Genomic DNA, 24,591 nt, shown 5'->3' with positions numbered 1-24,591 from the left:
GTGGGTTCATTGAAGGTCGAGGAAGTGTCCAGCGGCGTGGGTTTTGCTTAGTTGTGCACAGACGTCGCGGGCGACCGCCGGGTGGGTTTTGCCTTGAATCCAGGCGCGGTTTGCGTATTCTGTCGCGCGATATGAATAGTAGGTTTAATCGCAAAATCGTGTAGGCAAATTTTCGAGACAGATTTGAGGCAACGGATTATTTGTTTATGGGTATGTCAGATTTGTGCCGTTTTTGACCATCAGGCCAACAAAAATCACGATAAATCGGTGCAAGTTCATGTTCTTACAACGAATGCATTTTTATCGCTGGATTCGTCATAAAAATGGCGCCACGCCGTTCGTCGGATAATATCGAGCTAAAAGCATCAAAATACTGACACCATCAATGTGATATCACAGAATGCCTCGGCCAACACATAACTATAAAAATACAAGGTCAGCTCTTCGCTGACCTTTTTATCGCCTTTAAAGCGCAAACCAGGTGGGGAGGGGCAGTGAGTGAGTCGAGCAGATGACATTTCAAAACTATTCAACAAGCTGGGTGCCAACCCGAATGGCTACCGCGAAATCGACTTTATCCATGAGTTTATCGAGGACGAAGTAGAGGTCCTGGAAAGCCCGGAGGTTGTTGCTCCCCCGCCTGCAGTGGCAGCTCTCTTGGATGAAGCCCCATCGGCCCCGTTGTTGCGTTTGCTCGAAGAGCTGAACCATGGCGATGCCGACCACCTGCCACTGTCCGAAGTAATATCGGGCCCGCAAGGCGAGGTGTATTCGGAGCAGTCCACGCCGAAAGTGGTGGTGGTGGTTTCGGTTAAAGGGGGTGTCGGCCGTAGCACCTTGTCTGCTGCGATTGCCAGTGGCTTGCAGCGCCAGGGGCACCCGGCGCTTGCCCTCGACCTGGACCCGCAAAACGCCCTGCGTCACCACCTGTGCCTGGGCCTCGACTTCCCTGGCATCGGCGCTACCAGCTTGCTTAACGAAAGCTGGGAAGCCCTGCCTGAACGCGGCTTTGGCGGTTGCCGCCTGGTGGCGTTCGGTGGCACTGACCACGAGCAGCAGCAGAGCTTGAATCGCTGGTTGGGTCAGGATCCCGAGTGGCTTGGCAAGCGTTTGGCCAGCCTTAAGCTGAACGGCCAGGACACGGTCATCATCGACGTACCGGCGGGCAACACCGTGTACCTCCGCCAAGCCATGTCGGTTGCCGACGCGGTGCTGGTGGTGGTGCAGTCGGATGTGGCGTCGTTCAGCACCCTGGAGCAGATGGACAGCGTGCTGGCGCCATACCTGCAACGCGCAAAACCGCCACAACGCTTTTATGTGATCAACCAGTTGGACGCCGCCCACCGCTTCAGCCTGGACATGGCCGAGGTGTTCAAGACGCGCCTCGGCAGTGCCCTGCTGGGCACGGTACACCGCGACCTGGCGTTCAGCGAAGCCCAGGCCTACGGGCGTGATCCCCTCGACCCTACCGTCAACAGTATCGGCTGCCAGGACGTCCACGCCCTGTGCCGCGCCTTGCTCGAACGCATCGACTCGGACCTTCCATGACCGACAATACGTCCTCCACGCCCTTCGTCGAAGGGCGCGCTGAACAGCGCCTGAATGGCGCCATCGCGCGCTTCAATCGCTGGCCTGCGGCACTACGTACGGTGCTGGTATTTGCCAGTTGCGTGCTCGGTGCCCTGCTGTTTTTTGGCGTTATCAGTGCGCCGCTGGACCTCTACAGCCAATGCCTGTTTGCCGTTGTGTGCTTCATGGCGGTGCTGGTGCTGCGCAAGATCCCGGGGCGCCTGGCAATCCTCGCGCTGGTGGTATTGTCGCTGGTGGCCTCGCTGCGCTACATGTTCTGGCGACTCACCTCCACCCTGGGCTTTGAAACCTGGCTCGACATGTTCTTCGGCTACGGCCTGGTCGCCGCCGAGTTCTACGCCCTGATCGTGCTGATCTTCGGCTACGTACAAACCGCCTGGCCGCTGCGTCGCACCCCGGTGTGGCTCAAGACCGAGCCGGAAGAATGGCCGACGGTGGATGTGTTCATCCCCACCTATAACGAAGCGCTGAGCATCGTAAAACTGACCATCTTCGCCGCCCAGGCGATGGACTGGCCCAAGGACAAGCTGCGTGTGCACGTGCTCGATGACGGCCGCCGTGATGACTTTCGCGAGTTCTGCCGCAAGGTCGGGGTCAACTACATCCGTCGCGACAACAACTTCCACGCCAAGGCCGGTAATCTCAACGAAGCGTTGAAGGTCACCGACGGCGAATACGTCGCGCTGTTCGACGCCGACCACGTGCCGACGCGCTCCTTCCTGCAAGTCAGCCTTGGCTGGTTCCTCAAGGATCCGAAGCTGGCGATGCTGCAAACGCCGCACTTCTTCTTCTCGCCGGACCCGTTCGAAAAGAACCTCGACACCTTCCGCGCCGTGCCCAACGAGGGCGAGTTGTTCTACGGCCTGGTACAGGACGGCAACGACCTGTGGAACGCCACCTTCTTCTGCGGCTCGTGTGCGGTGATTCGCCGTGAGCCGCTGCTGGCAATCGGCGGGGTAGCCGTCGAGACCGTGACCGAAGACGCCCACACCGCGCTCAAGCTCAACCGCCTGGGCTACAACACGGCGTACCTGGCGATCCCGCAAGCCGCGGGCCTGGCCACGGAAAGCCTGTCGCGCCACATCAACCAGCGGATTCGCTGGGCGCGGGGCATGGCGCAGATCTTCCGCACCGACAACCCGCTGCTGGGCAAGGGCCTCAAGTGGGGCCAGCGCATCTGCTACGCCAACGCTATGTTGCACTTCTTTTATGGTTTGCCGCGTTTGGTATTCCTCACCGCACCGCTGGCCTATTTGGTCTTTGGCGCGGAGATTTTCCATGCCTCGGCGCTGATGATCGTCGCTTATGTACTGCCGCACCTGGTGCATTCAAGCCTGACCAACTCACGCATCCAGGGCCGCTTCCGGCACTCGTTCTGGAACGAGGTATACGAGACCGTACTGGCCTGGTACATCCTGCCGCCGGTGCTGGTGGCGCTGGTCAACCCCAAGGCCGGTGGCTTCAACGTCACCGACAAGGGCGGCATCATCGACAAGCAGTTCTTCGACTGGAAGCTGGCGCGCCCTTACCTGGTGCTGTTGGCCGTGAACCTGGTCGGCCTAGGCTTTGGTATCCATCAGTTGATCTGGGGCGATGCGTCCACGGCTGTGACGGTGGCGATCAACCTGACCTGGACCCTCTACAACCTGATCATCACCAGCGCCGCCGTCGCCGTGGCCTCGGAGGCGCGCCAGGTGCGTTCCGAGCCGCGCGTCAGCGCCAAGCTACCGGTGAGCATTATCTGTGCCGACGGGCGAGTGCTGGATGGCACTACCCAGGATTTCTCGCAGAACGGCTTCGGCCTGATGCTCACCGATGGTCACTCGATCACCCAGGGCGAGCGCGTGCAACTGGTGCTCTCGCGCAACGGCCAGGACAGCCTGTTCGATGCACGCGTGGTGTTCAGCAAAGGGGCGCAGATCGGCGCCCAGTTCGAACCCCTCAGCCTGCGCCAGCAAAGCGAATTGGTACGCCTGACCTTCTCCCGTGCCGACACCTGGGCCGCGAGCTGGGGCGCCGGCCAACCGGATACGCCGCTGGCGGCCCTGCGCGAAGTCAGCTCCATCGGCATCGGCGGCCTGTTCACCCTCGGCCGCGCCACCCTACACGAACTGCGTCTGGCCTTGAGCCGCACCCCCAAAAAACCGCTTGATACGCTGATGGACAAGCCATGACCTCGAAGATTTTCGCTCGCCCTCATCCGCGCCGTGCACTCGCGCTGATGATCGCCTCGCTGATGGGTTTCAATACCCTGGCGCAAGCTGCCGAGCAAGCGGTGACCACCGTGCCCGTGCAAAGCACCGACAACGGCTACAGCCTGACCCTCAAGCAATTGGGGCGTCGCGACACCATGAACCTGCAAGGGGTGGAGTCTTCCGACAGCGTCAACTTCGACATTCGTGCCGACGAAGTGGTCAAGGGCGCGCAACTGTTGCTCAAGTACAGCTACTCGCCGGCGTTGCTGGCGGACCTGTCGCAGATCAACGTGCTGGTCAACGGCGAAGTAGCCGCCAGCCTGGCGTTGCCCAAAGAGGGGGCCGGTACTCAGCAAGAACAACTGGTGCAGATCCCGCCGAAGTTGATCACCGAATTCAACCGCTTGAGCCTGCAGTTCATCGGTCACTACACCATGTCCTGCGAAGACCCGTTGCACAGCAGCCTGTGGGCCAAGATCAGCAACAGCAGTGAGCTGAAAGTGCAGGTCGAGCCGATCGTCCTCAAGGACGACCTGGCCGTGCTGCCGCTGCCATTCTTCGATAAGCGTGACGCGCGCCGGGTGAGCCTGCCGTTCGTGTTCGCCACCGCGCCGGACAGTGCCGCCCTGGAAGCGGCCGGTGCGTTGTCGTCTTGGATCGGCGGCCTCGCCAGCTACCGTGGCGCGACCTTCCCGACCACCCTCGGCGAGCTGCCGGCCAAGGGCAATGCCATCGTGTTGGTGCAAACCGCCGAAGCCATGGATGTGCACGGTGTCGCCATCGCCAAGCCGACCGGCCCGACGTTGACCCTGATCGCCAACCCCACCGACGCCAATGGCAAGCTGCTGATCGTCACCGGCCGTGACGCGCAAGAGCTCAAGCGCGCCGCCACCGCCGTGGTGCTGGGTAGCCCGGTATTGGCCGGCAACAGCGTGGTCATCACCAAGCTCGAAGCCCTCGCGCCGCGCCGTCCCTATGACGCCCCGAACTGGCTGCCGAGCAACCGCCCGGTGCGCCTCGGTGAGTTGGTCGAGCAGCAGAAACTCAGTGTGTCGGGCTACAATCCCGGCGCCATCAGCGTTGACATGCGCCTGCCGCCTGACCTGTTCAACTGGCGTGAAGAAGGCGTGCCGCTGCACCTCAAATACCGTTACACCCCACAGCAGGTGTCGACCAATTCCGCGCTGCTGATCGGTCTGAATGACCAGTTCATGAAGTCCGTGGCGCTGCCGTCGGTGACCAACCTGGGCGGCGGTCAAACCCTGCTCGACCAGTTGAAGAAAGACGAAAGCCTGCCCCGTGAAGTGACGACCCTGTTGCCGATCAGCTCGGCATCGCCCAAGTCCAAGCTGCAGTTGCGCTTTATGTACGACTACATCAAGGAAGGCGAATGCCGCGACATTATCGTCGACAACATGCGCGGTTCCGTCGACCCGGACTCGACCCTCGATGTCACCGGTTACCAGCACTACATCGCCATGCCTAACCTGGGTGTGTTCAACGACTCCGGTTTCCCGTTCACGCGCCTGGCCGACCTGTCGGAATCCGCCGTGGTCATGCCGGACAACTTCGGCACCGATGAAATCACCGCTTACCTGACCGTGCTCGGCCGCTTCGGCGAAGCCACCGGTTACCCGGCGACTGCCGTGAAAGTGGTACAGGCCAAAGATGTGCAAAGCGTCGCCGACAAGGACCTGCTGGTGCTCGCCACCGCCGCCAACCAACCGCTGCTCAAGCAGTGGCAGCAGTACCTGCCGGCGACCAGCGATGGCGCGCAGCATCAGTTCCTGTTGTCGGACCTGCCGCGTTATGTGCGCAGCTGGGTCAGCCCCGATCCGGCGGCCAATATCCACAAGGCCAATACCGGGATCACCTTCAACAGCTTGAGCAGCAGCACCTGGCTGGCCGGTTTCCAATCGCCGCTCAAGTCCGGGCGCAGCGTGGTCCTGATCGCCAGCAACCAGCCGCAAGGCCTGCTGGAAGCTACCTCCGCCCTGATCGGCGGCGACGACTACAAAGATTCGATCCAGGGCAGCCTGGCGGTGGTGCAAGGCACGCAGATCAGCTCGCTGGTGGCGGACGAGCAGTACTACGTCGGCAAGCTCAACTACTTCAAGTTCATGCAGTGGCAACTGTCCCAGCACCTGGGGTGGATGCTGTTGATCACCTTCCTCAGTCTGGCGGTGGTCACGTCGCTGATCTACCTGTCGCTGCGTGCCCGTGCAAAACGGCGGTTGGCATGAGCCCGCTGCGTAGCATGGCCCTGATAGCGCTGGGCTCGCTGATGTGTGCTGGTGTGGCGCAGGCGCAGAGCTGCGACTGGCCGTTGTGGCAGAACTATGCCAAGCGCTTCGTGCAGGACGACGGCCGCGTGCTCAACTCCTCCATGAAGCCTACCGAGAGCAGCTCCGAAGGGCAGTCCTACGCGATGTTCTTCGCCCTGGTCGGCAACGACCGTGGCAGCTTCGACAAGCTGTGGACCTGGACCAAGGCCAACATGTCGGGGGCCGATATCGGCCAGAACCTGCCAGGTTGGTTGTGGGGCAAAAAGCCTGACAACACCTGGGGCGTGATCGACCCCAATTCTGCCAGCGACGCGGATTTGTGGATGGCCTACGCCCTGCTTGAAGCGGCCCGCGTGTGGAATGCACCGCAATACCGCGCCGATGCGCAATTGGTGCTGGCCAATGTGGAACGCAACCTGATCGTGCGTGTGCCGGGCCTGGGCAAGATGCTGTTGCCGGGGCCGGTGGGTTACGCCCATGCCGGTGGTCTGTGGCGGTTCAACCCGAGCTACCAGGTGCTGGCGCAGCTACGTCGCTTCCATAAAGAGCGGCCGAATGCCGGCTGGAACGAAGTGGCCGAAAGCAACGCGCGGATGCTCGCCGACACCGCCAGCAACCCCCATGGCCTGGCGGCCAACTGGGTCGGTTACCGCGCGACCAGTGCCAACACCGGGCTGTTTGTGGTCGACCCGTTCTCCGATGACCTGGGCAGCTACGACGCGATCCGCACCTACATGTGGGCCGGCATGACCGCCAAGGCCGATCCACTCGCGGCGGGCATGCTCAAGTCCCTGGGGGGCATGTCCCGGGCGACGGCTGCGGCGGCCACCGGCTTCCCGCCGGAGAAAATCCACGTCACCACCGGCGAAGTCGAGAAGAACAACGGCTATTCGCCGATCGGCTTCTCGGCGTCGACCATTGCCTTCTTCCAGGCCCGTGGCGAAACCGCCCTGGCACAACTGCAAAAGGCCAAGGTCGACGACGCGCTCAACAAAGCCCTGGCTCCCTCGGCGCCGGACAGCGCGCAGCCGATCTACTACGACTACATGCTCAGCCTGTTCAGCCAAGGCTTTTCCGATCAGAAGTACCGTTTTGAACAAGATGGTACGGTCAAACTTTCCTGGGAGGCAGCATGCGCCGTCACACGCTAGCCATTGCGATTCTCGCCGCCCTGGCCTCGACCGCCAGCTTCGCTGAAACCAGCGACCCGCAGTCCCTGCTGATCGAGCAGGGCTACTACTGGCAGGCGAAGAAAAACCCCGAGCGGGCCCTGGAGACCTGGCAGAAACTGCTTAACCTGAGCCCCGAGCAGCCGGACGCGCTTTATGGCATCGGCCTGATCCAGATGCAGCAGAACCACCCGGCCGAGGCGCAAAAGTACCTGGCCCGACTGCAAGCGCTGAGCCCGGTGCCGCGCCAGGCGTTGCAGCTGGAGCAGGACATCACCGTCAACATGCCGGAAAATGCCAAGCTGCTGGAGCAGGCGCGTGAATTGGGTGAGCCCGAAGACGAGCGCGAAAAGGCCGTGGCCTTGTACCGTCAGATTTTCCAGGGCCGCCAGCCCCAGGGCCTGATCGCCCGTGAGTACTACAACACCCTGGGTTTTACCGCCAAGGGCACCAATGAGGCCATTGCCGGCCTGCAGCGCCTGACCCGTGAGCGGCCCAACGATCCGATCGTTGCGCTGTTCCTGGCCAAGCACCTGGCACGCAACCCGGCAACCCGGCCGGACGGTATCCGTGCGTTGGCCAAGCTGGCCTCGAACAACGACGTGGGCGGCAACGCCGATGAAACCTGGCGCTTTGCGCTGGTCTGGCTCGGCCCACCGAAGCCGGACCAGGTGGCGCTGTTCCAGCAATTTCTCACCGTGCACCCGGATGACACCGAGATCCGCGCGCTCATGGACAAGGGCATCGCCCAAGGCAAGGGCGGCGGTGCCTGGCAGCGTGATCCGCAGATGACCAAGGCATTCAAGGCCCTGGACGACGGCGACTTGAAAACCGCCGAGCCACTGCTCACGGCGCGCCTTGCGCAAAAATCCAATGACGTCGATGCCCTTGGTGGCATGGGCGTGTTGCGTCAACAGCAAGAGCGTTTCAGCGATGCGGAAAACTACCTGGTGCAGGCCACGCGCTTGCCCGGTGGCGCCGCATGGCAGTCGGCCCTGAACGACGTGCGTTACTGGAACCTGATCAGCCAGAGCCGTGATGCCCAGCGCGCCGGCCGCGGTGCCCAGGCCCGTGACCTGGTGGCCCAGGCCGAGCGCCTGAACCCGGGCCAACCGGGTGCGGCAATCGCCTTGGCCGGTTTCCAGGCCCAGGACAACCAGTTCGACGTTGCCGAAGCCGGCTACCGCAAGGTGTTGGCCCGTCACCCTGGCGACCCGGATGCGCTCAGCGGTTTGATCAACGTATTGTCCCAATCCGGCCAGCCGGATGAAGCCCTGAAGCTGATCGACTCGGTGTCGCCGGCCCAGCGCGCCAAGTTTGCGCCGAGCGTGAAAATCAACGCACTGCGCGCTACCCAGGTCGGCAAACTGGCCGAGCAGCGCGGTGACCTGAAGGCCGCGCAAGCCGCCTACCGCCAGGCCCTCGACGCCGACCCGGAAAACCCCTGGACCCGCTTTGCCCTGGCGCGCATGTACCTGCGCGACGGTCAGATCCGCAATGCGCGTGCCTTGATCGACGGCCTGCTCAAGACCCAGCCCAACCAACCGGATGCGCTGTACACCAGTACCCTGTTGTCGGCTGAACTGAGCGAGTGGAAACAAGCCGAGGCCACCCTCGGGCGCATCCCCACCGCCCAGCGCACGGCGGACATGAACGAGCTGGCGATCGATATCGCCCTGCATCAGCAAACGGACATCGCCATCGAAACAGCGCGCCGTGGCCAGCGTCCGGAAGCCCTGGCGCTGCTTGGTCGTTCCGAGTCGCTGACCCGGCAAAAACCTGAGCGCGTGGCGGTGCTGGCTGCTGCTTATGTTGAAGTGGGCGCCCCGCAGTTCGGCCTGGACATGATGCAGAGAGTGGTGGAGAACAACCCCAACCCCACCGTCGACCAGAAACTGCTGTACGCCAACGTACTGCTCAAGGCCAACAAGTACAGCGAGGCGGGCGAGATCCTGCGCGAAGTGCAAGGCCAGCCGTTGACCGAGATCGGTCGCCAGCGCTATGACGATTTGATCTACCTGTACCGGGTCAAGCAGGCCGACGCCCTGCGCGAGAAGAACGACCTGGTGGCGGCCTACGACATGCTTTCCCCGGCCCTGGCCCAGCGCCCGAACGACGCATTGGGTGTCGGTGCCCTGGCGCGCATGTACGCGGCCAGCGGCAATGGCAAGAAGGCCATGGAGCTGTACACGCCGTTGATCCAGCAGAACCCGAACAATGCGCGCCTGCAATTGGGTCTGGCGGACATCGCCCTGAAAGGCAACGACCGCAGCCTGGCGCAATCGGCCAGCGACAAGGCCCTGGCGCTCGAACCGGGCAACCCGGAGATCCTCACTTCGGCGGCACGCATCTATCAGGGCCTGGGCAAGAACAGCGAAGCCGCTGAACTGCTGCGCAAGGCCCTGGCGATTGAAACCGCGATGAAGGCCAGGACCCAGGTGGCCCAGGCCGAACCTCAGGGCAAATCGTATAACCCCTTCGTGGGCTTGCCGGGCCAGCGCCGCCAGGTCACCGACCTGACTGTCGCCGGCGCCGTGCCGCCGCCGATCGATGCACCGACCAAGACCGTCACGTCCAGCGCGTTTGCCAGCGCGACGTCCAACGACCTGAGCGACCCGTTTGTGCCGCCGTCGACCATCGCCTCCATCGACAGCCCCGAGCTGAGCCCGGCACGGCGTGCGCTGGATACCATCCTGCGTGACCGTACCGGGTATGTGGTGCAGGGCTTGAGCGTGCGCAGCAATAACGGCGAGAAAGGCTTGAGCAAGATCACCGATGTGGAAGCGCCGTTCGAAGCGCGCATGCCGGTCGGCGATAACACCATAGCATTGCGCGTCACGCCGGTGCACTTGAGTGCGGGCAGCGTGGGCAGCGATGCGTTGTCGCGTTTCGGCAAAGGCACCACCACCCCGGCGGGCTCCCAGAGCGACACCGGTGTTGGCTTGGCCGTCGCGTTCGAGAATCCGGATGAAGGCCTCAAGGCCGACGTCGGGGTCAGCCCGTTGGGCTTCCTCTACAACACCCTGGTGGGTGGCGTGAGTGTCTCGCGTCCGTTCGAGGCCAATTCGAACTTCCGCTATGGCGCCAATATTTCCCGGCGTCCGGTCACCGACAGTGTCACTTCCTTCGCGGGTTCCGAAGACGGCGATGGCAACAAATGGGGCGGCGTCACCGCCAACGGCGGCCGTGGTGAGCTGAGCTATGACAACCAGAAGCTGGGCGTCTACGGCTACGCGTCGCTGCATGAATTGCTGGGCAATAACGTCGAAGACAACACCCGCCTGGAACTGGGCAGCGGCATCTACTGGTATCTGCGCAACAACCAGCGGGACACGTTGACCCTGGGTATCAGCGGCTCGGCGATGACCTTCAAGGAAAACCAGGACTTCTACACCTACGGCAACGGTGGTTACTTCAGTCCGCAGCGCTTCTTCTCCCTGGGCGTGCCGATTCGTTGGGCACAAAGCTTTGATCGCTTCAGTTACCAGGTAAAAAGTTCGGTAGGCCTGCAGCATATCGCGCAAGATGGGGCGGATTTCTTCCCGGGCGAAAGCACGCTGCAAGCGTCCAGGGGTAATCCCAAGTACGAGAGCACCAGCAAAACCGGCGTCGGCTACAGCTTCAACGCGGCTGCCGAATACCGTCTCAGCTCGCGGTTCTACCTGGGAGGTGAAATCGGACTCGATAACGCCCAGGATTACCGCCAGTACGCGGGTAATGCCTATCTGCGCTACTTGTTCGAAGACCTGAGCGGACCTATGCCTTTGCCGGTCAGCCCGTACCGTTCCCCTTATTCCAACTGATTAAATCGGAGTCATTCATGCCTGTTTCTGCGATTGCCGGCCTAACCATGCTGGTACTGGGCGAAAGTCATATGAGCTTTCCCGATTCGTTGCTCAACCCGCTGCAAGACAACCTGACCAAGCAAGGCGCGGTGGTTCATTCCATCGGTGCCTGCGGTGCTGGTGCGGCGGATTGGGTCGTACCGAAAAAAGTCGAGTGTGGCGGCGAGCGCCTGCCCACCGGCAAAGCGGTGATCTACGGCAAGAACGCCATGAGCACCACGCCGATCCAGGAACTGATTGCCAAGGACAAACCCGACGTTGTCGTGCTGATCATCGGCGACACCATGGGCTCGTACACCAACCCGGTGTTCCCCAAGGCCTGGGCCTGGAAAAGCGTGACCTCGCTGACCAAGGCGATCACCGACACCGGCACCAAGTGCGTGTGGGTCGGTCCGCCGTGGGGCAAGGTCGGTTCCCAGTACAAGAAGGACGACACCCGCACCAAGCTGATGTCGGCCTTCCTGGCCAGTAACGTGGCGCCGTGCACCTACATCGATTCGCTGACCTTCTCCAAGCCGGGCGAGTGGATCACCACTGACGGCCAGCACTTCACCATCGACGGCTACCAGAAATGGGCCAAGGCCATTGGTACGGCCCTGGGCGACCTGCCGCCATCGGCCTACGGTAAAGGAAGCAAATAATGAAACGCATGACTCTGGGCCTGGCGACCTTGCTCGCCAGTGTCAGCGCCTACAGCGCCGACATCCCGTTGTACCCCACCGGGCCGGAGCAAGACGCAGCGTTCCTGCGTTTTGCCAATGGCACTCCCGGCGAGTTGAAGCTGGTGGCGGACGGTTCCAAGGCCAGCCTGGTGTTGAGCGGGGATAAAGCCGTGTCGGCCTTCCTGCCGGTGGTGGGGGGTGACAAGCCGATCAAGGGCGTGTTGAGCCGCGACGGCAAAAACGCCGACCTGTCGGTGACCGTGGCCCCCGGCGAATTCGCCACCGTGGTCGCGTTGGTCGACGCCCAGGGCGCCACGCGCCAGTTGGTGGTGCGTGAGCAACCGGACGACTTCAACGCGCTCAAGGCTTCCCTGGCCTTTATCAATGCCGATGCCGCCTGCGCCGACGCCAGCCTGGAAGCCGTGGCCCAAAAGGCCGAGCTGTTCAAGAAGGTGGCCGAAGGTTCGCTGCAACGCCGCATGATCAACCCGCTGGAATTGTCGGTGCAGCTCAAGTGCGCCGGTGCTCCGGTGGGCCAGCCGCTGACGTTCACCCTCAAGGCGGGTGAGCGCTATAGCGTGCTGGCCGTCCCTTCGGCTGCAGGTTCGAAGTTGCTGTTCGCTTCCGACGCACTCGCTAACTGATCGGGCCCGACACCACCATGGTCTTTGCCTCACTCGAATTCCTCACGCTGTTCCTGCCGGCCTTCCTGTTGATCTATGCCCTGGCTCGTCCGAGCTGGCGCAACGTCATCCTGTTGATCGGCAGCTGGTTGTTCTACGGCTGGCTGAGTCCGTTGTTCCTGTTCCTGCACATGGTGTTGACCGTGGTGGCATGGGTCGGCGGCCTGCTGGTGGACCGTTCCCGTGAGGACGGCAAAGGCCGGGTGCGCCTGTTGATCGCGTTGATTGTGTTCAACACGGCGGTGCTGTGTTGGTACAAGTACGCCAACATCGTCGCCGGTACCGTGAGCGAGGTGATCACCTGGTACGGCGCCATGCCGCTGGATTGGCAGCGCGTGGCCTTGCCGGCCGGCTTGTCATTTATCGTGCTGCAGGCGATTTCCTACCTGGTGGACGTGCACCGTCATACGGTGCCGGTGGAACGCAGCTTCATTAATTACGCCACGTACATTTCGATGTTCGGCCACTCGATTGCAGGCCCGATCATCCGTTATGACTGGGTTCGCCGTGAGCTTAACCAGCGTTATTTCAACTGGCCGAATTTCTCCCTCGGCGCGCGGCGCTTCATGATCGGCATGGGCATGAAAGTGCTGGTGGCGGACACCTTGTCGCCATTGGTGGACATTGCCTTCCACCTGGAAAACCCCAGCCTGGTGGATGCGTGGATCGGTTGCCTGGCTTATTCGCTGCAACTGTTCTTCGACTTCGCCGGCTACAGCGCCATGGCCATCGGCCTGGGCCTGATGCTGGGCTTTCACTTCCCGGAAAACTTCAACCGCCCGTACCTGGCCAGCAGCATCCAGGACTTCTGGCGTCGTTGGCACTTGTCGTTGTCCAGTTGGTTGCGCGACTACCTGTATATCGCCCTGGGCGGTAACCGCGACGGCGTGTGGCGTACCTATCGCAACCTGTTCCTGACCATGGCAATCGCCGGGTTGTGGCACGGCGGCGACAGTTGGAACTACCTGTTGTGGGGGGCGGCGCATGGTATCGCGCTGTGTGTGGATCGCGCCTGGTCGCGGTCGAGCCTGCCGCGCATTCCGCCGGTGCTGTCGCACATCCTGACGTTGCTGTTTGTGTGCCTGGCCTGGACCTTGTTCCGCGCGCCGGACTTCCATTCGGCACTGACCATGTACGCCGGCCAGTTCGGTATGCATGGCGTGGCCTTGGGTGACGCCATGGCCGTGGCCATGCGCCCGGCCCACGGCATGGCGGCGTTGCTGGGCCTGGTATGCATCATTGCGCCGATCTGGCAGGTGCGTTGCGAGCAGCGTTTCGGTACCCAGCCCTGGTTTGTGGTGGCCGCTTCGTTGTGGCCGGTGGCCGGGTTTGTGTTGTCGTTCGCGCTGATCGCCAGCCGCGACGCCGTACCGTTTCTGTACTTTCAGTTCTAAGGACGCCCGACCATGCCCGCTCCTACCGCGCCGACTCCTCCGAGCGACTTGGCTGTTCGCACCAGCCCCCTGGCGGCCTGGGTGCTGGTGCCCTTCCTGGCGGCGGGGCTGCTGTCCTGCGCCTGGCTGATGGTGAAGGGGCCGATCAGCTTCTTGCCCGCCAAGGTCGACAGCGACATGCTGCTGCACGGTGAGTTGACCCACCGTTTCGCCAAGGAACTGGCCAAGGCGCCGATGGCGATCCAGGCGGCCAACCTGGAACGTGGCGCAAGCTGGCTGGCGTTCGGCGACACCGGCCCACGCGTGCGGCCGGGTTGCCCGGGCTGGCTGTTTATCAGCGATGAACTGCGCATCAACCGCCACGCCCAGGCCAACGCACAGACCAAGGCCCAGGCCGTGATCGACCTGCAGCGGCAACTGGGTGAAAAAGGTATCGAGCTGCAAGTGGTGGTGGTACCGGACAAGAGCCGCATTGCGGTTGCCCAGCTGTGTGGCTTGTACCGACCGGCAGTGCTCAACAGCCGGATTCAGGACTGGACGGCCACTTTGCAGGCCGCTGGAGTGTCCGCGCTGGACCTCACCGATACCTTAAAACCCCTCGGGCCCGAGGCATACCTGCGCACCGACACCCACTGGAGCGAAATCGGCTCCAACGCCGGCGCCCAGGCGCTGGCAAAACGCATCCAGCAACGTGAGATCAAGGCTACGCCCGAGCAAACCTTTGAGATCACCCAGGCACCGCTTGCCGTGCGCCCCGGTGATCTGGTGCGCCTGGCCGGTCTCGACTGGTTACCGCCGAAGTTGCAGCCCCCGGGAGAGTCGGTCGCGGCCAGCTCCGCCCACGAAGCGGGTGGCGCCACCAGCAACACTGATGACCTGTTCGGCGACGCCGGGTTGCCCAATGTGGCACTGATCGGTACTTCGTTCTCGCGCAATTCCAACTTTGTCGGCTTCCTGCAGAAAGCCCTGAACGCTCCCGTGGGCAATTTCAGCAAGGACGGCGGCGAGTTCTCCGGCGCAGCCAAGGCGTACTTCGACAGCCCGGCGTTCAAGCAAACCCCGCCGAAGTTGTTGATTTGGGAAATCCCTGAGCGGGATCTGCAGACTCCATACGACGCGATCAGCATTGGTCGGTAATTTGACGTTTTGCCGTTTATCTAAAAAATAGACGGCTTAGCCATCAAAATAATGACACTTTTGTGCGCTTGAAGCAGACTGCCTGCACAAGGGCGACCATAAGAAGACCTGCGGTAAGCAGTCGTATCAGCTGACCTTTTCACGTCTTTAAGCTTCGCCGTGAGGAGGGTGCGCTATGAGCTTTACCGACGGTCTTCTTGCTCTGCTTGGCAAAGATGTCAGGCGTGACCCCCGTGGCCTGAATTCGCGACTGCACTTTTTTGGCAGCATTCCCGTGGAGGATGGCACCCCCTTTCCCCCTCAAGATTCCACTGTACAGTCCGCACTGATGGAGAAGGCCGAGCGGCGCCCTTGCGTGGTGGCGCTGGTGTCGGTCAACGGAGGCGTGGGGCGCAGCACACTGGCCACCCTGTTGAGCAGTGGTTTGCAGCGCCTGGGCGAATCGGTGGTGGCGGTGGACCTGGACCCGCAAAACGCCTTGCGCCGTCACTTCGGTGTCGCTCCGACCTCAACGGGCATCGGCCTCGCCAGCCTGCAGAATGCGCATTGGAAACACATCCAGCAGCCCGGTTTTGTCGGCAGCCGCGTCATTACCTTTGGCGACACCGATATCCAGCAGCAGGACACCCTGCAGCGCTGGCTGAAACATGAACCGTACTGGCTGGCGCAGCGGCTGCACGCCTTGGGCCTGGACGCCCGCCACACGGTGATCCTCGATACCCCCGCCGGTAACAGCGTCTATTTCCATCAAGCCGTGAGCGTGGCGGATGTGGTGCTGGTGGTCGCCCAGGCCGACGCGGCGTCCCTGGGAACCCTGGACCAACTCGATGGGCTGCTGGCGCCGCACCTTGAGCGCGACCGAGCGCCGCACGTTCACTACGTGCTTAACCAGCTGGATGAGGACAGTGCCTTCAGCCTGGATATGGTTGAGGCATTCCGGCAGCGACTGGGGACGAAAGAGCCGTTTGAGGTGCATCACGACGTAGGGATCAGCGAAGCCCTGGCGTTCGGCGCCGACCCGCTGGACAGCCAGGCGTTGAGCCTGGCCGGTGACGATATCAATGAGCTTTGCCGTCTGCTGATTGCCCGCAAAAAGCAACTGTAAATGCCGCTTTATGTGCTTGACGCCAGATGCTTATGCACAATTGGTTGTTTGGGCTGTCGCGAAATGATCAGGTTGTGGAGCCATTCTCAACACCCCGCAACTGCCTGTTTTACGTGCGTTTTATTCTGTGAACAAAAAATGAACAACGTGGCTTTTTGCCTGTAGCGCAGGTAGCCACAGGCCTTGTAAAGATTCCATCAACAGAGTTATCCACAGGCTGGGGTGCGACAATCCTGCCCCTTAATCGCGCTCGGCAAGCACCATCAAGTTGCGTGGTGTCAGTGTGGTTTCGCAGAAGCTGCCCACTTCGACCCTGTAGCCACGTTCGCCAAGAAACAGTGCCCGATCCAGTACCAGCCACACTTCAAGTGGGCGCCGAAACAGCCCACGCAGCAACTCCAGGTTCCTGACCTCGGCCAAACGTTGCCAGCCGTGCGCTTCCAGCACCGCCCAATCCTGTTCACCTGTGGATAACCCTTTGATACTGGCCAACGCCTGGCAGTAGTCGGCGAAGGGTTTGTCCAGCCAACCGGCGGGCAGGGAAGGGGTAGGCAGGTACTCGTCGCAGTGGCGTAACTGGCGTTGTAACTGATCGAAACCCAGGCGGCGCGCCATGGAGATGTCCCGCTGCAGCCGCACGCGTTTACCGGCCGTGACGGTTTCGCTGAGGGGCAGGCCAAGATCGTCGACCGACAACTGCAAGGCTGAAGCACGGCCCGCTTCGGACAGCGGCTGGTAGGCGTCCGTGTTGATGCGGTTGTAGCAGCACGGCGCCACGGCCAGTTGCTTGCAGCCGGCGGCACTGGCCAATTGCAGCAGGCGCACATGCAGGTCGCCGCAGGCATGCAGGGCGACGGGGGTGTGCTCGGGGTCTAGGCTCACGTCCGCCATGACATCTTGCAGGCGGTGGGTGACGGGCAGGCCGTGGTGGTCGCTCAAGGCCTGGCCTGCCGCGATCAGCGCCGGGTCGCATTCCAGGCAGGTCAGCTGTTGGTTGGTGTCCAGCAGGCGGCGGCCGAGGTGGCCCTTGCCGGCGCACCAGTCCAGCCAATGCCGGGGTGTTTGCGCAAACTGCAGCGCGGCGCCGAAGGCTTCGATTTGCTGCCACTTGCGCCCGGGTACGTCGACATTCAGGCGGCGCGCCGCCGGTTGCAGGGGCTGCGTCGGTAACTTATCCACAGCACTGAGGCGCAAGGCTTCGCGGGCCAGTGAGGGAAAAGGCGCCGGCGCCGGTAGGGTGTGGGGATGGTTGTGGCTGGTTTCCGCGTCGGACAACGAGCGTTGACGCAGCCATCGGGCCAGTTGCGGATGCTCGGTTTCCCAAGGCAACTGCCGATGAGTAAAGGGCCGTGGTCGCCACAGCCCTTGGTGCTCGATCAGAAACGCATCCAGCGCCTCGAAGCGGGCTTCAACGTCCCTGGCAGGCATCGACGCGCAGCCAGCGTTCCAGCAGCCTGAAGCCGCGTACCAGCAGGAAGGAGATCAGCAGGTAGAACACGCCGGCGGTGAAGAACATCTCCACCGTCAGGTAGTTGCGCGCGATGATCGTCCTGGCCATGCCGGTCAGTTCCAGCAGGGTCACGGTGCTCGCCAGCGAGCTGGCCTTGAGCATCAGGATCACTTCGTTGCTGTAGGCCGGCAATCCGATGCGCGCGGCCCGGGGCAGTACGATGTAGAACAGCGTCTTGGGCCTGGACATGCCCAACGCACGGGCGGCTTCGATTTCCCCAGGCGGAATGGCCTGGATGGCACCCCGCAGGATCTCGGCGATGTACGCGGCGGTGTGTAGCGTCATGGTGGCGGTGGCACACCAGAACGGATCGCGCAGGTATTTCCACATGAAGCTTGAGCGGATGCTGTCGAATTGGGCCAGTCCGTAATAGACCAGGAACAACTGCACCAGCAGCGGCGTGCCGCGAAAGAAAAAGATATAGGCGTAGGGCAGGGCGCGCACAGACAGGTGCTTGGACGAGCGCGCGATACCCAGGGGGATGGCCAGGATCAGGCCGAGGATCACAGCGATGCTCACCAGCTCCAGGGTCAGGATGGCGCCCTGGATAAACTTCGGCAGCCACTTGATGATGACTTCCCATTCCATTACGTCGTCCTCACGAAGCCGCGGGCGGCGCGTTGTTCCAGGAAGTGCATGGCCACCATCGACAGCGACGTCAGGCCCAGGTAGATGAATGCGGCGACCATATAGAAGGTGAAAGGCTGTTTGGTGACGGTTACGGCGATCTGCGCATGGCGCATGATTTCTTCGAGGCCGATGACCGTGACCAGCGCGGTATCTTTCATCAGGATCAGGAACAGATTGCCCAGGCCCGGCAGGGCGATGCGCCACATCTGCGGCATGATCAACCGGGTAAAGATACGAAACTTCGACAGGCCCAGCGCCACACCCGCTTCGCGGTGGCCTTTGGGAATGGAGATGATTGCACCCCGCAGCACTTCCGTGGCGTAGGCGCCGAAACACAGGCCCAGGGCGATCACGCCAGCGGCAAAGGCGCTGAGGGACAGGTCGGGAATATCGAGCAACTCACCCAGTGAGCGCATGGCGTTGATCGTGCCGAAGTAGATCAGCAGCACCCACAGCAGCTCCGGCACACCGCGAACGATTGTCGAGTAAGTACCGCCCAGCCATTGCAACGGCTTGTACGGGGAAGTCTTGGCCAGGGCACCGGCGAGGCCGAGTACCAGCCCCAGGCATAACGCCGTGAGCGCCAGTTTGACGGTCATCAGCGCGCCGGCAGCGAGCGCCGGGCCGAATCCGTAGAGATCGAAATTCATGGTGTCTTCATATCGCGGCAGGCATTGCTGAAAGCCGGCGCGCTCAAGTGAGCGCGCCGGGCAGGCCGTTCAGGTCATTCGATGCTGAACGGGAAGTACTTGTCGTTGATCTTCTTGTAGGTGCCGTCTGCCTTGATCTCTGCCAAGGCTTTGTTCAGGCGCTCGCGCAGCGGGTCGCCCTTGCGTACGGCGATACCGATCTTGTCACTCTCGACAACCGGGTCGCCCTTGAACTCGTAGGCCAGGCCGTCTTTGCTCTTGAGCCATTCGTACTGCACGTACTTGTCGGCGAGGATCCCGTCGAGGCGGCCGGACGTCAGGTCAAGGTAGGCGTTTTCCTGGGTGTCGTAGAGCTTGGCTTCGGTGTCAGGCAGCTTGTCTTCCAGGTAGGTGCCGGCCAGCGTCGCGCGTTGGGCGCCGATGACCTTGCCCTTCAGGTAGGCGGCGTCGGTCTTGAAGTCTGCGGTGGCTTTGGGCGCGATGAACTGCAGCTTGTTGGAGTAGTACGGGTCGGTGAAGTCGACGGCTTGCTTGCGCTCGTCGGTGATCGACAGCGAGGACACCAGGAAGTCGAACTTCTTGGCATTCAGGGCCGGGATGATGCCGTCCCAGTCGGACACATACACGTCGCACTTTTCGACTTTCATCTTGGCGCACAGGGCGTCGCCGATGTCTTTGTCGAAGCCGACCACTTGGCCGCTGGCGTCTTTATTGTTGAACGGCGGGTAGGCCGCTTCGATCCCCATGGTCAAGGTTTCTGCCATGGCCGTGGCGCTGAACGCCATCGAGACGGCCGCGGCCAGAAGGAATTTTTTATAGTTCTGCATGCATGTTGCTCCGTTAGCGGTTGCTGGACATGAATTGTTTGCAGCGCGCCGAAAGCGGGTTTTCAAACACCTGCTGTGGCGATCCTTGCTCTTCGATCAGGCCCTGGTGGAGGAACACCACTTCACTGGAGACCTGACGGGCGAAGCCCATTTCGTGGGTGACCAGCAGCATGGTGCGGCCTTCTTCGGCCAGCGCGCGGATCACATTAAGTACTTCCTGGACCATTTCCGGGTCAAGGGCTGAAGTGGGTTCGTCGAACAGGATGACCTTGGGCTGCATCGCCAGGGTGCGCGCGATGGCCGCCCGTTGTTGCTGGCCGCCGGACAATTGCGCGGGGTAGGCATGGCGCTTGTCGGCGATGCCGACCTTGTCCAGCAGGGCTTCGGCCACTTCTATTGCCTCGGCCTTGCTCTGGCCGAGCACACGGCGAGGGGCCTCGATGATGTTGTCGAGGATGCTCATGTGCGGCCACAGGTTAAAGTTTTGAAACACAAAACCGATTTCGCTGCGCAGGCGGTTGATCTGCTTGCCGTCTGCGGCCATCAGCTCGCCGTTTTTCGCGGCCTTGAGCTTGAGCTCTTCGCCGGCCACGAGGATCTGGCCCTGGTGCGGGTTTTCCAGCAGGTTGATGCAGCGCAGGAACGTGGACTTGCCGGAACCGGAGGAACCCAGGATCGAGATCACATCGCCGTCGCGAGCGGTCAGCGAGATACCTTTGAGTACCTCCAGCTCACCATAGCGTTTATGCAAGTTGCGGATTTCAAGCGCGGGCGTGGCCTCGGCCATGTGGGGTCCTCATTGTGTTCATTGCGATCTTCGCTGTTGGGCCGCCTTCCTGGCGAGGCGCCAAGCTAGCATAGCGTCCTGATGGCGGCCAACAGCGCGGCGGGCGGTAAACGGGCGGTGTGCGGCAGGGTGTCGCATCGGCACAGCAGGGTGTCGCGCCATCAACAACCGAACAACCGTTTTAACCCGTGAATCCGCAGGCTTCGCGTGAAAAAGGGCGCGATGGTGCCAGCTTTGGCCGGGTGTTGGAAGGGTTAAACGGGCAAACGGTAGCTATCGGCCCTTTTATGGCGCGCCGCGTACTTTTCGTGTGTGTTTTTGGTGCGCTTGTTCGTCTTGAAAGTGAGTCGCACGGTAACGCTATAGCGAAATGCCATTGTTCTCAATGACTTGCGATGACTGGTGAATCGTCCTGCAGGCCGCGTCAATCGCGGTTTTGTAACATTTTGGCGCAAATCTTGCGTAAAAAATAAAGAACGCCCTGTTGGTTTCTTTTCACGAGGAAGAGCCCAGGCCGGGCGGACCGTTTTCGCAATTCCTCGCAAAGGTGTGTCAATGAGTAGTACGCAAAGCTCCAATGACCTCGAACAGGGGCTCAAACCGCGTCACGTCACCATGCTGTCGATTGCCGGCGTCATTGGTGCCGGTTTGTTTGTCGGCTCCGGCCACGCGATTGCTGCCGCTGGCCCTGCGGTCCTGCTGGCATATGCCGCAGCGGGTACGCTGGTGGTCTTGGTGATGCGCATGCTGGCCGAAATGGCCGTGGCGTCGCCGGACACCGGTTCGTTCTCCACCTATGCCGACCGTGCGATCGGTCACTGGGCCGGCTTTACCATCGGCTGGCTGTACTGGTGGTTCTGGGTGCTGGTGATTCCATTGGAAGCCAACGCCGCCGCGACCATTCTCAACGCCTGGTTCCCGGATGTGGCCATTTGGGCCTTCACGCTGATCATCACGTTGCTGCTGACGGCCACCAACCTGTTCAGCGTGAAGAACTACGGTGAGTTCGAGTTCTGGTTCGCGTTGATCAAGGTCGTGGCGATCGTGGGCTTTGTGATCCTCGGCCTGGCGGCGATTTTCGGCTTCCTTCCTACCAGCCAGGTCAGCGGCGTTTCCCACCTCTTTGACACCCAAGGCTTTATGCCCAACGGCATGGGCGCGGTATTGGCAGCGATCCTGACCACCATGTTCTCCTTCATGGGCACCGAGATCGTCACCATCGCCGCCGCTGAATCGAAGAACCCGGGCCAGCAAATCACCAAGGCCACCAACTCGGTGATCTGGCGGATTGGTTTGTTCTACCTGTTGTCGATCTTCATCGTCGTGTCCCTGGTGCCTTGGAATGATCCGACCCTGGCGGCGGTAGGTTCCTACCAGACCGTGCTGGAACGCATGGGTATCCCGAACGCCAAGCTGATCGTCGACCTGGTGGTTCTGGTTGCCGTGACCAGCTGCCTGAACTCGGCGCTGTACACCGCTTCGCGCATGCTGTTCTCCCTGGGCCGTCGCGGCGATGCACCGGCCGTGGCCAAGCGCACCAACAAAAGCGGCACGCCTTACTGGGCGGTATTGCTGTCCACCGGCGCGGCGTTCCTGGCGGTATTTGCCAACTACGTGGCGCCGGCAGCGGTGTTCGAATTCCTGCTGGCCAGCTCTGGCGCCATCGCGCTGCTGGTGTACCTGGTGATTGCGGTGTCGCAACTGCGCATGCGCCAGAAGCGCATGGCGGCGGGCGAGAAAATTGTCTTCAAGATGTGGCTGTTCCCAGGCCTGACCTACGCGGTGATGGTATTCATCGTCGGCACATTGACCATCATGCTGTTCCAGGAAGCGCATCGGGTCGAGATCATCGCGACCGGGGTCTTGAGCTTGCTGGTAGTGGCGGCGGGGTTGTTTGTGTCCAGCCGTCGCAAGGCGCAGAGAGTGGGCGCTGCGGTGCTGAATTGATGTGATGGAATGCGGTGCTCGATTGCGCCGCAGTTCAAATGTGGGAGGGGGCAAGCCCCCTCCCACATTTGGTTTTAGTTGGTGAGGGCCTCGGATGCGGCGACGTAATCCGCCTGGAACTGCGGCGATTCGATCCACGCCAGTGCGGCGGCTTCATCGTCGCTGTCGGTGGCCCACTGCCGATACTCGATCAGTGCCGCCAGGATAAAGTCGGTGGCTTCTTCTTCGCCTTCCTGCTCCAGCACCAGCGCGAGCAGCGGGTGGGCCAGGAATACCGCGCAGAGGGCCTGCTGGCTGGTCTCGCCGGCGGTGCGCATCTCCACGAACAGCTCGGTCAAATCCACTGACTCAAGGTCAATCCGGTCGTCATCGCCGGCAAACGCATCCGGTTTGCTCGCGACGGCGCGCTGGGTGCGGTTCTGCTTGGCCTTGGCCTTGGCCCGGTGGGCACGTTTTTGCTGCTTGTTCGGCGAGGCCATGGGCTCACGTCCTTGGGTCAGGATCTGGGTGGGGTATTGAAGCGCAGGTTGAGGGAAATCCCAAGGGTATCCGCCGTTAATTGACCGTGTTGCAGCCAGGCCAGTGCAATCGGCCACAACCGATCCTGATACTCCCTGCGAAAGAACGCGAAATGTCCGACCTGTTTTTCGCCGATGTCTTCCGGGGCGATGCGCAGATGGGTGCGCTCGCTGCCGTCGAAGTAACCCAGCAACCGTTCAATCGCCGCCACGGTGCCGAAGGGGTCATCGGTGATGCTGATCGCCAGCACCTGCGCCTTCACGCGACTGAATGGCAAGTCCGCCAGGGCCCGCCCGCTGGGCCGCGTCTCATACCTGGGCGTTGGCGTGCTCCAGTCGCGCACCACGCCTGCCGGCGTATCCTCCAGCCAACCCAGGCGCTTGCCGGGGAAATACCCGCAGAGTGCCGTGACCATCGGCATGACCACATGCCATTTGGCAAACATCTGCCAGCGCCCGGCGGCGGCGTAATCGCGCCAGTAGGCGAACTGCGCGCCCACGGTCACGATTCGCCGGATCACCGCGCCGGATGCGCCCAGCCCCGCCGCACAGCCACCAAAACTGTGGCCGACCACATCAATCGGCTGGCCTGGAAACTCCCGCTGCGCCCGCAGCAGGATCGCTTCGAAATCCAGCGTGCCCCAATCCGACCACGATGCCTTGAACCCACGCAACGAACCGCTGCGGGACTCGCCGATGCCGCGATAGTCGTAGGTGATCACGTCAAAGCCGTTGGCAAACAGGTAGTCGGCGAAACGTGAGTAGTGGCGGCAACGCACGGAGGTGGCGGCGTTGATGATGACGACCGCGCGTTCTAGGTCGGTGCGCGGGTGGCGCCAGGTGAAGCCGCCGAGGGGGTGGCCGTCTGCGGCGGATTCCTTGAAGGATTCGCTTTGGCTATTTTGGGGTGTAGTTGCAAGTTCTACTGAAGAGGCGTCATTCAAATTCATCGTTTCGAAGCCCCTGCGTGGATTATTATTTTTTAGTAACAGCTAGCCAGTTTGCCAGCACTTGTCTGCCCTTTGATTGGGTCATTAACCTTCGGCGCTCGCAAAGCGTGCAGAGCCCCGGCGAAAGCCATAGATCCGAGAGAAACGACAGCAAACCATGGACAGATTAGACTGGCAGGCACCTATTCCGGAGGTCTCCATGAGCATCCCACGATCTCCCATCGTTTCAGAGTTTGAAACTGAAGAGCGGGCTGCCAGCTACGACCGTTGGTTTCGTGCCAAGGTACAGGCTTCCATTGATGATCCTCGCCCAAGTATTCCACACGATGAGGCAATGGCAGAAGTCGAGAGGATGCTGGAAGAGAGGCGTAAGGCTCGTCGTGCTGCTCGTTAAATAGCGACCTGAGGCTATCGTCGCCTTGACCGAAATTATTGATTACATCGAGCAGTACAACGCCGCTTCCGCCGCTTCGTTGCACCGTACGATGGTGGCGGCCGCTGAGGGTTTATCGTCAATGCCATACGGATTCAGGCAAGGGCGCTTGTCCGGCACTCGTGAAATGGTTGTTCATTCAAACTATCGGGTCGTCTATCGCGTTATGGAACAGGTCGAGATCCTGACCGTATTGCATACACGCCAAGAATATCCTTCAGAGGCGACCGGTCCGCTGCACTCGACCTCGCGCCAGTAGACGCATAGGCTTGCA

General features: G+C 61.7%; 20 protein-coding genes. 13 read left to right on the top strand and 7 right to left on the bottom strand.

What is annotated here, in order from left to right; genetic code table 11:
- The first annotated feature begins 498 nt into the window (after window positions 1–498).
- The 10 genes from bcsQ (Q8X51_RS16940) (at window position 499) to bcsQ (Q8X51_RS16895) (ending at window position 16,065) form a co-directional block, all read left to right on the top strand.
- Window positions 499–1,548 (top strand): cellulose biosynthesis protein BcsQ, encoded by a 1,050-nt coding sequence (bcsQ, locus tag Q8X51_RS16940; protein ID WP_407693529.1) that lies wholly within the window; start codon window positions 499–501, stop codon window positions 1,546–1,548.
- Window positions 1,545–3,764 carry a UDP-forming cellulose synthase catalytic subunit gene (bcsA, locus tag Q8X51_RS16935; protein ID WP_065925774.1) on the top strand — a complete coding sequence of 740 codons (2,220 nt, stop codon included), beginning with the start codon at window positions 1,545–1,547 and terminating at the stop codon, window positions 3,762–3,764. The genes bcsQ (Q8X51_RS16940) and bcsA overlap by 4 nt, the downstream gene beginning before the upstream one ends.
- Entirely contained in the window at window positions 3,761–6,028 is a 2,268-nt protein-coding gene (bcsB, locus tag Q8X51_RS16930) for a cellulose biosynthesis cyclic di-GMP-binding regulatory protein BcsB (protein WP_027605102.1), read from the top strand. Before bcsA ends, bcsB begins: the two co-directional genes overlap by 4 nt.
- Window positions 6,025–7,221, top strand: a complete 1,197-nt coding sequence (gene bcsZ, locus Q8X51_RS16925) for a cellulose synthase complex periplasmic endoglucanase BcsZ (protein WP_027605101.1) — start codon at window positions 6,025–6,027, stop codon at window positions 7,219–7,221. The genes bcsB and bcsZ overlap by 4 nt, the downstream gene beginning before the upstream one ends.
- On the top strand, window positions 7,203–11,042 hold the full coding sequence (locus tag Q8X51_RS16920) for a cellulose biosynthesis protein BcsC (protein WP_065925772.1): 3,840 nt from the start codon (window positions 7,203–7,205) through the stop codon (window positions 11,040–11,042). Before bcsZ ends, Q8X51_RS16920 begins: the two co-directional genes overlap by 19 nt.
- A gap of 17 nt (window positions 11,043–11,059) precedes the next feature.
- Complete coding sequence (locus tag Q8X51_RS16915) at window positions 11,060–11,725, top strand: SGNH/GDSL hydrolase family protein (RefSeq protein WP_027605099.1); 666 nt, start codon at window positions 11,060–11,062, stop codon at window positions 11,723–11,725.
- Window positions 11,725–12,390, top strand: coding sequence for a DUF4397 domain-containing protein (locus Q8X51_RS16910; protein ID WP_065925770.1), 666 nt, complete (start codon window positions 11,725–11,727; stop codon window positions 12,388–12,390). The genes Q8X51_RS16915 and Q8X51_RS16910 overlap by 1 nt, the downstream gene beginning before the upstream one ends.
- A gap of 17 nt (window positions 12,391–12,407) precedes the next feature.
- On the top strand, window positions 12,408–13,823 hold the full coding sequence (locus Q8X51_RS16905) for an MBOAT family O-acyltransferase (protein ID WP_027605097.1): 1,416 nt from the start codon (window positions 12,408–12,410) through the stop codon (window positions 13,821–13,823).
- A 12-nt stretch (window positions 13,824–13,835) separates the two neighbouring features.
- Window positions 13,836–14,960 carry an alginate O-acetyltransferase AlgX-related protein gene (locus Q8X51_RS16900; RefSeq protein WP_074848431.1) on the top strand — a complete coding sequence of 375 codons (1,125 nt, stop codon included), beginning with the start codon at window positions 13,836–13,838 and terminating at the stop codon, window positions 14,958–14,960.
- A gap of 175 nt (window positions 14,961–15,135) precedes the next feature.
- The gene (gene bcsQ / locus Q8X51_RS16895) at window positions 15,136–16,065 is read left to right on the top strand and encodes a cellulose biosynthesis protein BcsQ (RefSeq protein ID WP_407693530.1); all 930 of its coding nucleotides are present in this window, start codon (window positions 15,136–15,138) and stop codon (window positions 16,063–16,065) included.
- Window positions 16,066–16,305: 240 nt separating this feature from the next.
- Here the strand turns inward: bcsQ (Q8X51_RS16895) and Q8X51_RS16890 are convergent, their stop codons facing one another.
- The 5 genes from Q8X51_RS16890 to Q8X51_RS16870 all read right to left on the bottom strand — a co-directional run bounded on the left by Q8X51_RS16890 (window position 16,306) and on the right by Q8X51_RS16870 (window position 20,469).
- A complete protein-coding gene (locus Q8X51_RS16890) occupies window positions 16,306–17,493 on the bottom strand; it encodes a methyltransferase (RefSeq protein ID WP_407693531.1) in 1,188 nt (395 codons plus the stop codon).
- Window positions 17,474–18,163, bottom strand: coding sequence for an ABC transporter permease (locus Q8X51_RS16885; protein ID WP_065925766.1), 690 nt, complete (start codon window positions 18,161–18,163; stop codon window positions 17,474–17,476). Before Q8X51_RS16885 ends, Q8X51_RS16890 begins: the two co-directional genes overlap by 20 nt.
- Window positions 18,163–18,855, bottom strand: coding sequence for an ABC transporter permease (locus Q8X51_RS16880; protein ID WP_027605092.1), 693 nt, complete (start codon window positions 18,853–18,855; stop codon window positions 18,163–18,165). The genes Q8X51_RS16885 and Q8X51_RS16880 overlap by 1 nt, the downstream gene beginning before the upstream one ends.
- Before the next feature lie 74 nt (window positions 18,856–18,929).
- The gene (locus Q8X51_RS16875) at window positions 18,930–19,682 is read right to left on the bottom strand and encodes an ABC transporter substrate-binding protein (protein WP_065925765.1); all 753 of its coding nucleotides are present in this window, start codon (window positions 19,680–19,682) and stop codon (window positions 18,930–18,932) included.
- Between the two features lie 13 nt (window positions 19,683–19,695).
- Window positions 19,696–20,469: an ABC transporter ATP-binding protein gene (locus tag Q8X51_RS16870; protein WP_065925764.1), complete on the bottom strand. Its 774-nt coding sequence runs from the start codon at window positions 20,467–20,469 to the stop codon at window positions 19,696–19,698.
- Between the two features lie 555 nt (window positions 20,470–21,024).
- Between Q8X51_RS16870 and gabP the strand changes: the two genes are divergently transcribed.
- Window positions 21,025–22,416: a GABA permease gene (gene gabP / locus Q8X51_RS16865; protein ID WP_065925763.1), complete on the top strand. Its 1,392-nt coding sequence runs from the start codon at window positions 21,025–21,027 to the stop codon at window positions 22,414–22,416.
- A gap of 74 nt (window positions 22,417–22,490) precedes the next feature.
- Here the strand turns inward: gabP and Q8X51_RS16860 are convergent, their stop codons facing one another.
- Both Q8X51_RS16860 and Q8X51_RS16855 read right to left on the bottom strand, forming a co-directional pair.
- The gene (locus Q8X51_RS16860) at window positions 22,491–22,895 is read right to left on the bottom strand and encodes a hypothetical protein (RefSeq protein ID WP_027605088.1); all 405 of its coding nucleotides are present in this window, start codon (window positions 22,893–22,895) and stop codon (window positions 22,491–22,493) included.
- Between the two features lie 17 nt (window positions 22,896–22,912).
- Window positions 22,913–23,884 carry an alpha/beta hydrolase family protein gene (locus Q8X51_RS16855; RefSeq protein WP_407693532.1) on the bottom strand — a complete coding sequence of 324 codons (972 nt, stop codon included), beginning with the start codon at window positions 23,882–23,884 and terminating at the stop codon, window positions 22,913–22,915.
- A gap of 199 nt (window positions 23,885–24,083) precedes the next feature.
- Here Q8X51_RS16855 and relB point away from each other — a divergent pair, with 199 nt between their 5' ends.
- Both relB and Q8X51_RS16845 read left to right on the top strand, forming a co-directional pair.
- Entirely contained in the window at window positions 24,084–24,278 is a 195-nt protein-coding gene (relB, locus tag Q8X51_RS16850) for a type II toxin-antitoxin system RelB family antitoxin (RefSeq protein WP_083221133.1), read from the top strand.
- Window positions 24,279–24,294: 16 nt separating this feature from the next.
- Window positions 24,295–24,576: a type II toxin-antitoxin system RelE/ParE family toxin gene (locus tag Q8X51_RS16845; RefSeq protein ID WP_407693624.1), complete on the top strand. Its 282-nt coding sequence runs from the start codon at window positions 24,295–24,297 to the stop codon at window positions 24,574–24,576.
- The last annotated feature ends 15 nt before the right edge of the window (window positions 24,577–24,591 follow it).

It is taken from the genome of Pseudomonas sp. Yb2C2 (genome assembly GCF_052112325.1).
GTDB lineage: Bacteria > Pseudomonadota > Gammaproteobacteria > Pseudomonadales > Pseudomonadaceae > Aquipseudomonas > Aquipseudomonas marginalis.
The sequence above is the reverse complement of the archived record's forward strand: the minus strand, read 5'-3'. Positions and strand labels throughout refer to the sequence as shown.

Bases quoted from the DNA above. Each gene is read 5' to 3' on its own strand.
- bcsA (WP_065925774.1), top strand. From the start codon at position 1,545: ATGACCGACAATACGTCCTCCACGCCCTTCGTCGAAGGGCGCGCTGAA.
- bcsB (WP_027605102.1), top strand. From the start codon at position 3,761: ATGACCTCGAAGATTTTCGCTCGCCCTCATCCGCGCCGTGCACTCGCG.
- bcsZ (WP_027605101.1), top strand. From the start codon at position 6,025: ATGAGCCCGCTGCGTAGCATGGCCCTGATAGCGCTGGGCTCGCTGATG.
- Q8X51_RS16920 (WP_065925772.1), top strand. From the start codon at position 7,203: ATGCGCCGTCACACGCTAGCCATTGCGATTCTCGCCGCCCTGGCCTCG.
- Q8X51_RS16915 (WP_027605099.1), top strand. From the start codon at position 11,060: ATGCCTGTTTCTGCGATTGCCGGCCTAACCATGCTGGTACTGGGCGAA.
- Q8X51_RS16910 (WP_065925770.1), top strand. From the start codon at position 11,725: ATGAAACGCATGACTCTGGGCCTGGCGACCTTGCTCGCCAGTGTCAGC.
- Q8X51_RS16905 (WP_027605097.1), top strand. From the start codon at position 12,408: ATGGTCTTTGCCTCACTCGAATTCCTCACGCTGTTCCTGCCGGCCTTC.
- Q8X51_RS16900 (WP_074848431.1), top strand. From the start codon at position 13,836: ATGCCCGCTCCTACCGCGCCGACTCCTCCGAGCGACTTGGCTGTTCGC.
- bcsQ (WP_407693530.1), top strand. From the start codon at position 15,136: ATGAGCTTTACCGACGGTCTTCTTGCTCTGCTTGGCAAAGATGTCAGG.
- Q8X51_RS16890 (WP_407693531.1), bottom strand. From the start codon at position 17,493: ATGCCTGCCAGGGACGTTGAAGCCCGCTTCGAGGCGCTGGATGCGTTT.
- Q8X51_RS16885 (WP_065925766.1), bottom strand. From the start codon at position 18,163: ATGGAATGGGAAGTCATCATCAAGTGGCTGCCGAAGTTTATCCAGGGC.
- Q8X51_RS16880 (WP_027605092.1), bottom strand. From the start codon at position 18,855: ATGAATTTCGATCTCTACGGATTCGGCCCGGCGCTCGCTGCCGGCGCG.
- Q8X51_RS16875 (WP_065925765.1), bottom strand. From the start codon at position 19,682: ATGCAGAACTATAAAAAATTCCTTCTGGCCGCGGCCGTCTCGATGGCG.
- Q8X51_RS16870 (WP_065925764.1), bottom strand. From the start codon at position 20,469: ATGGCCGAGGCCACGCCCGCGCTTGAAATCCGCAACTTGCATAAACGC.
- gabP (WP_065925763.1), top strand. From the start codon at position 21,025: ATGAGTAGTACGCAAAGCTCCAATGACCTCGAACAGGGGCTCAAACCG.
- Q8X51_RS16860 (WP_027605088.1), bottom strand. From the start codon at position 22,895: ATGGCCTCGCCGAACAAGCAGCAAAAACGTGCCCACCGGGCCAAGGCC.
- Q8X51_RS16855 (WP_407693532.1), bottom strand. From the start codon at position 23,884: ATGAATTTGAATGACGCCTCTTCAGTAGAACTTGCAACTACACCCCAA.
- relB (WP_083221133.1), top strand. From the start codon at position 24,084: ATGAGCATCCCACGATCTCCCATCGTTTCAGAGTTTGAAACTGAAGAG.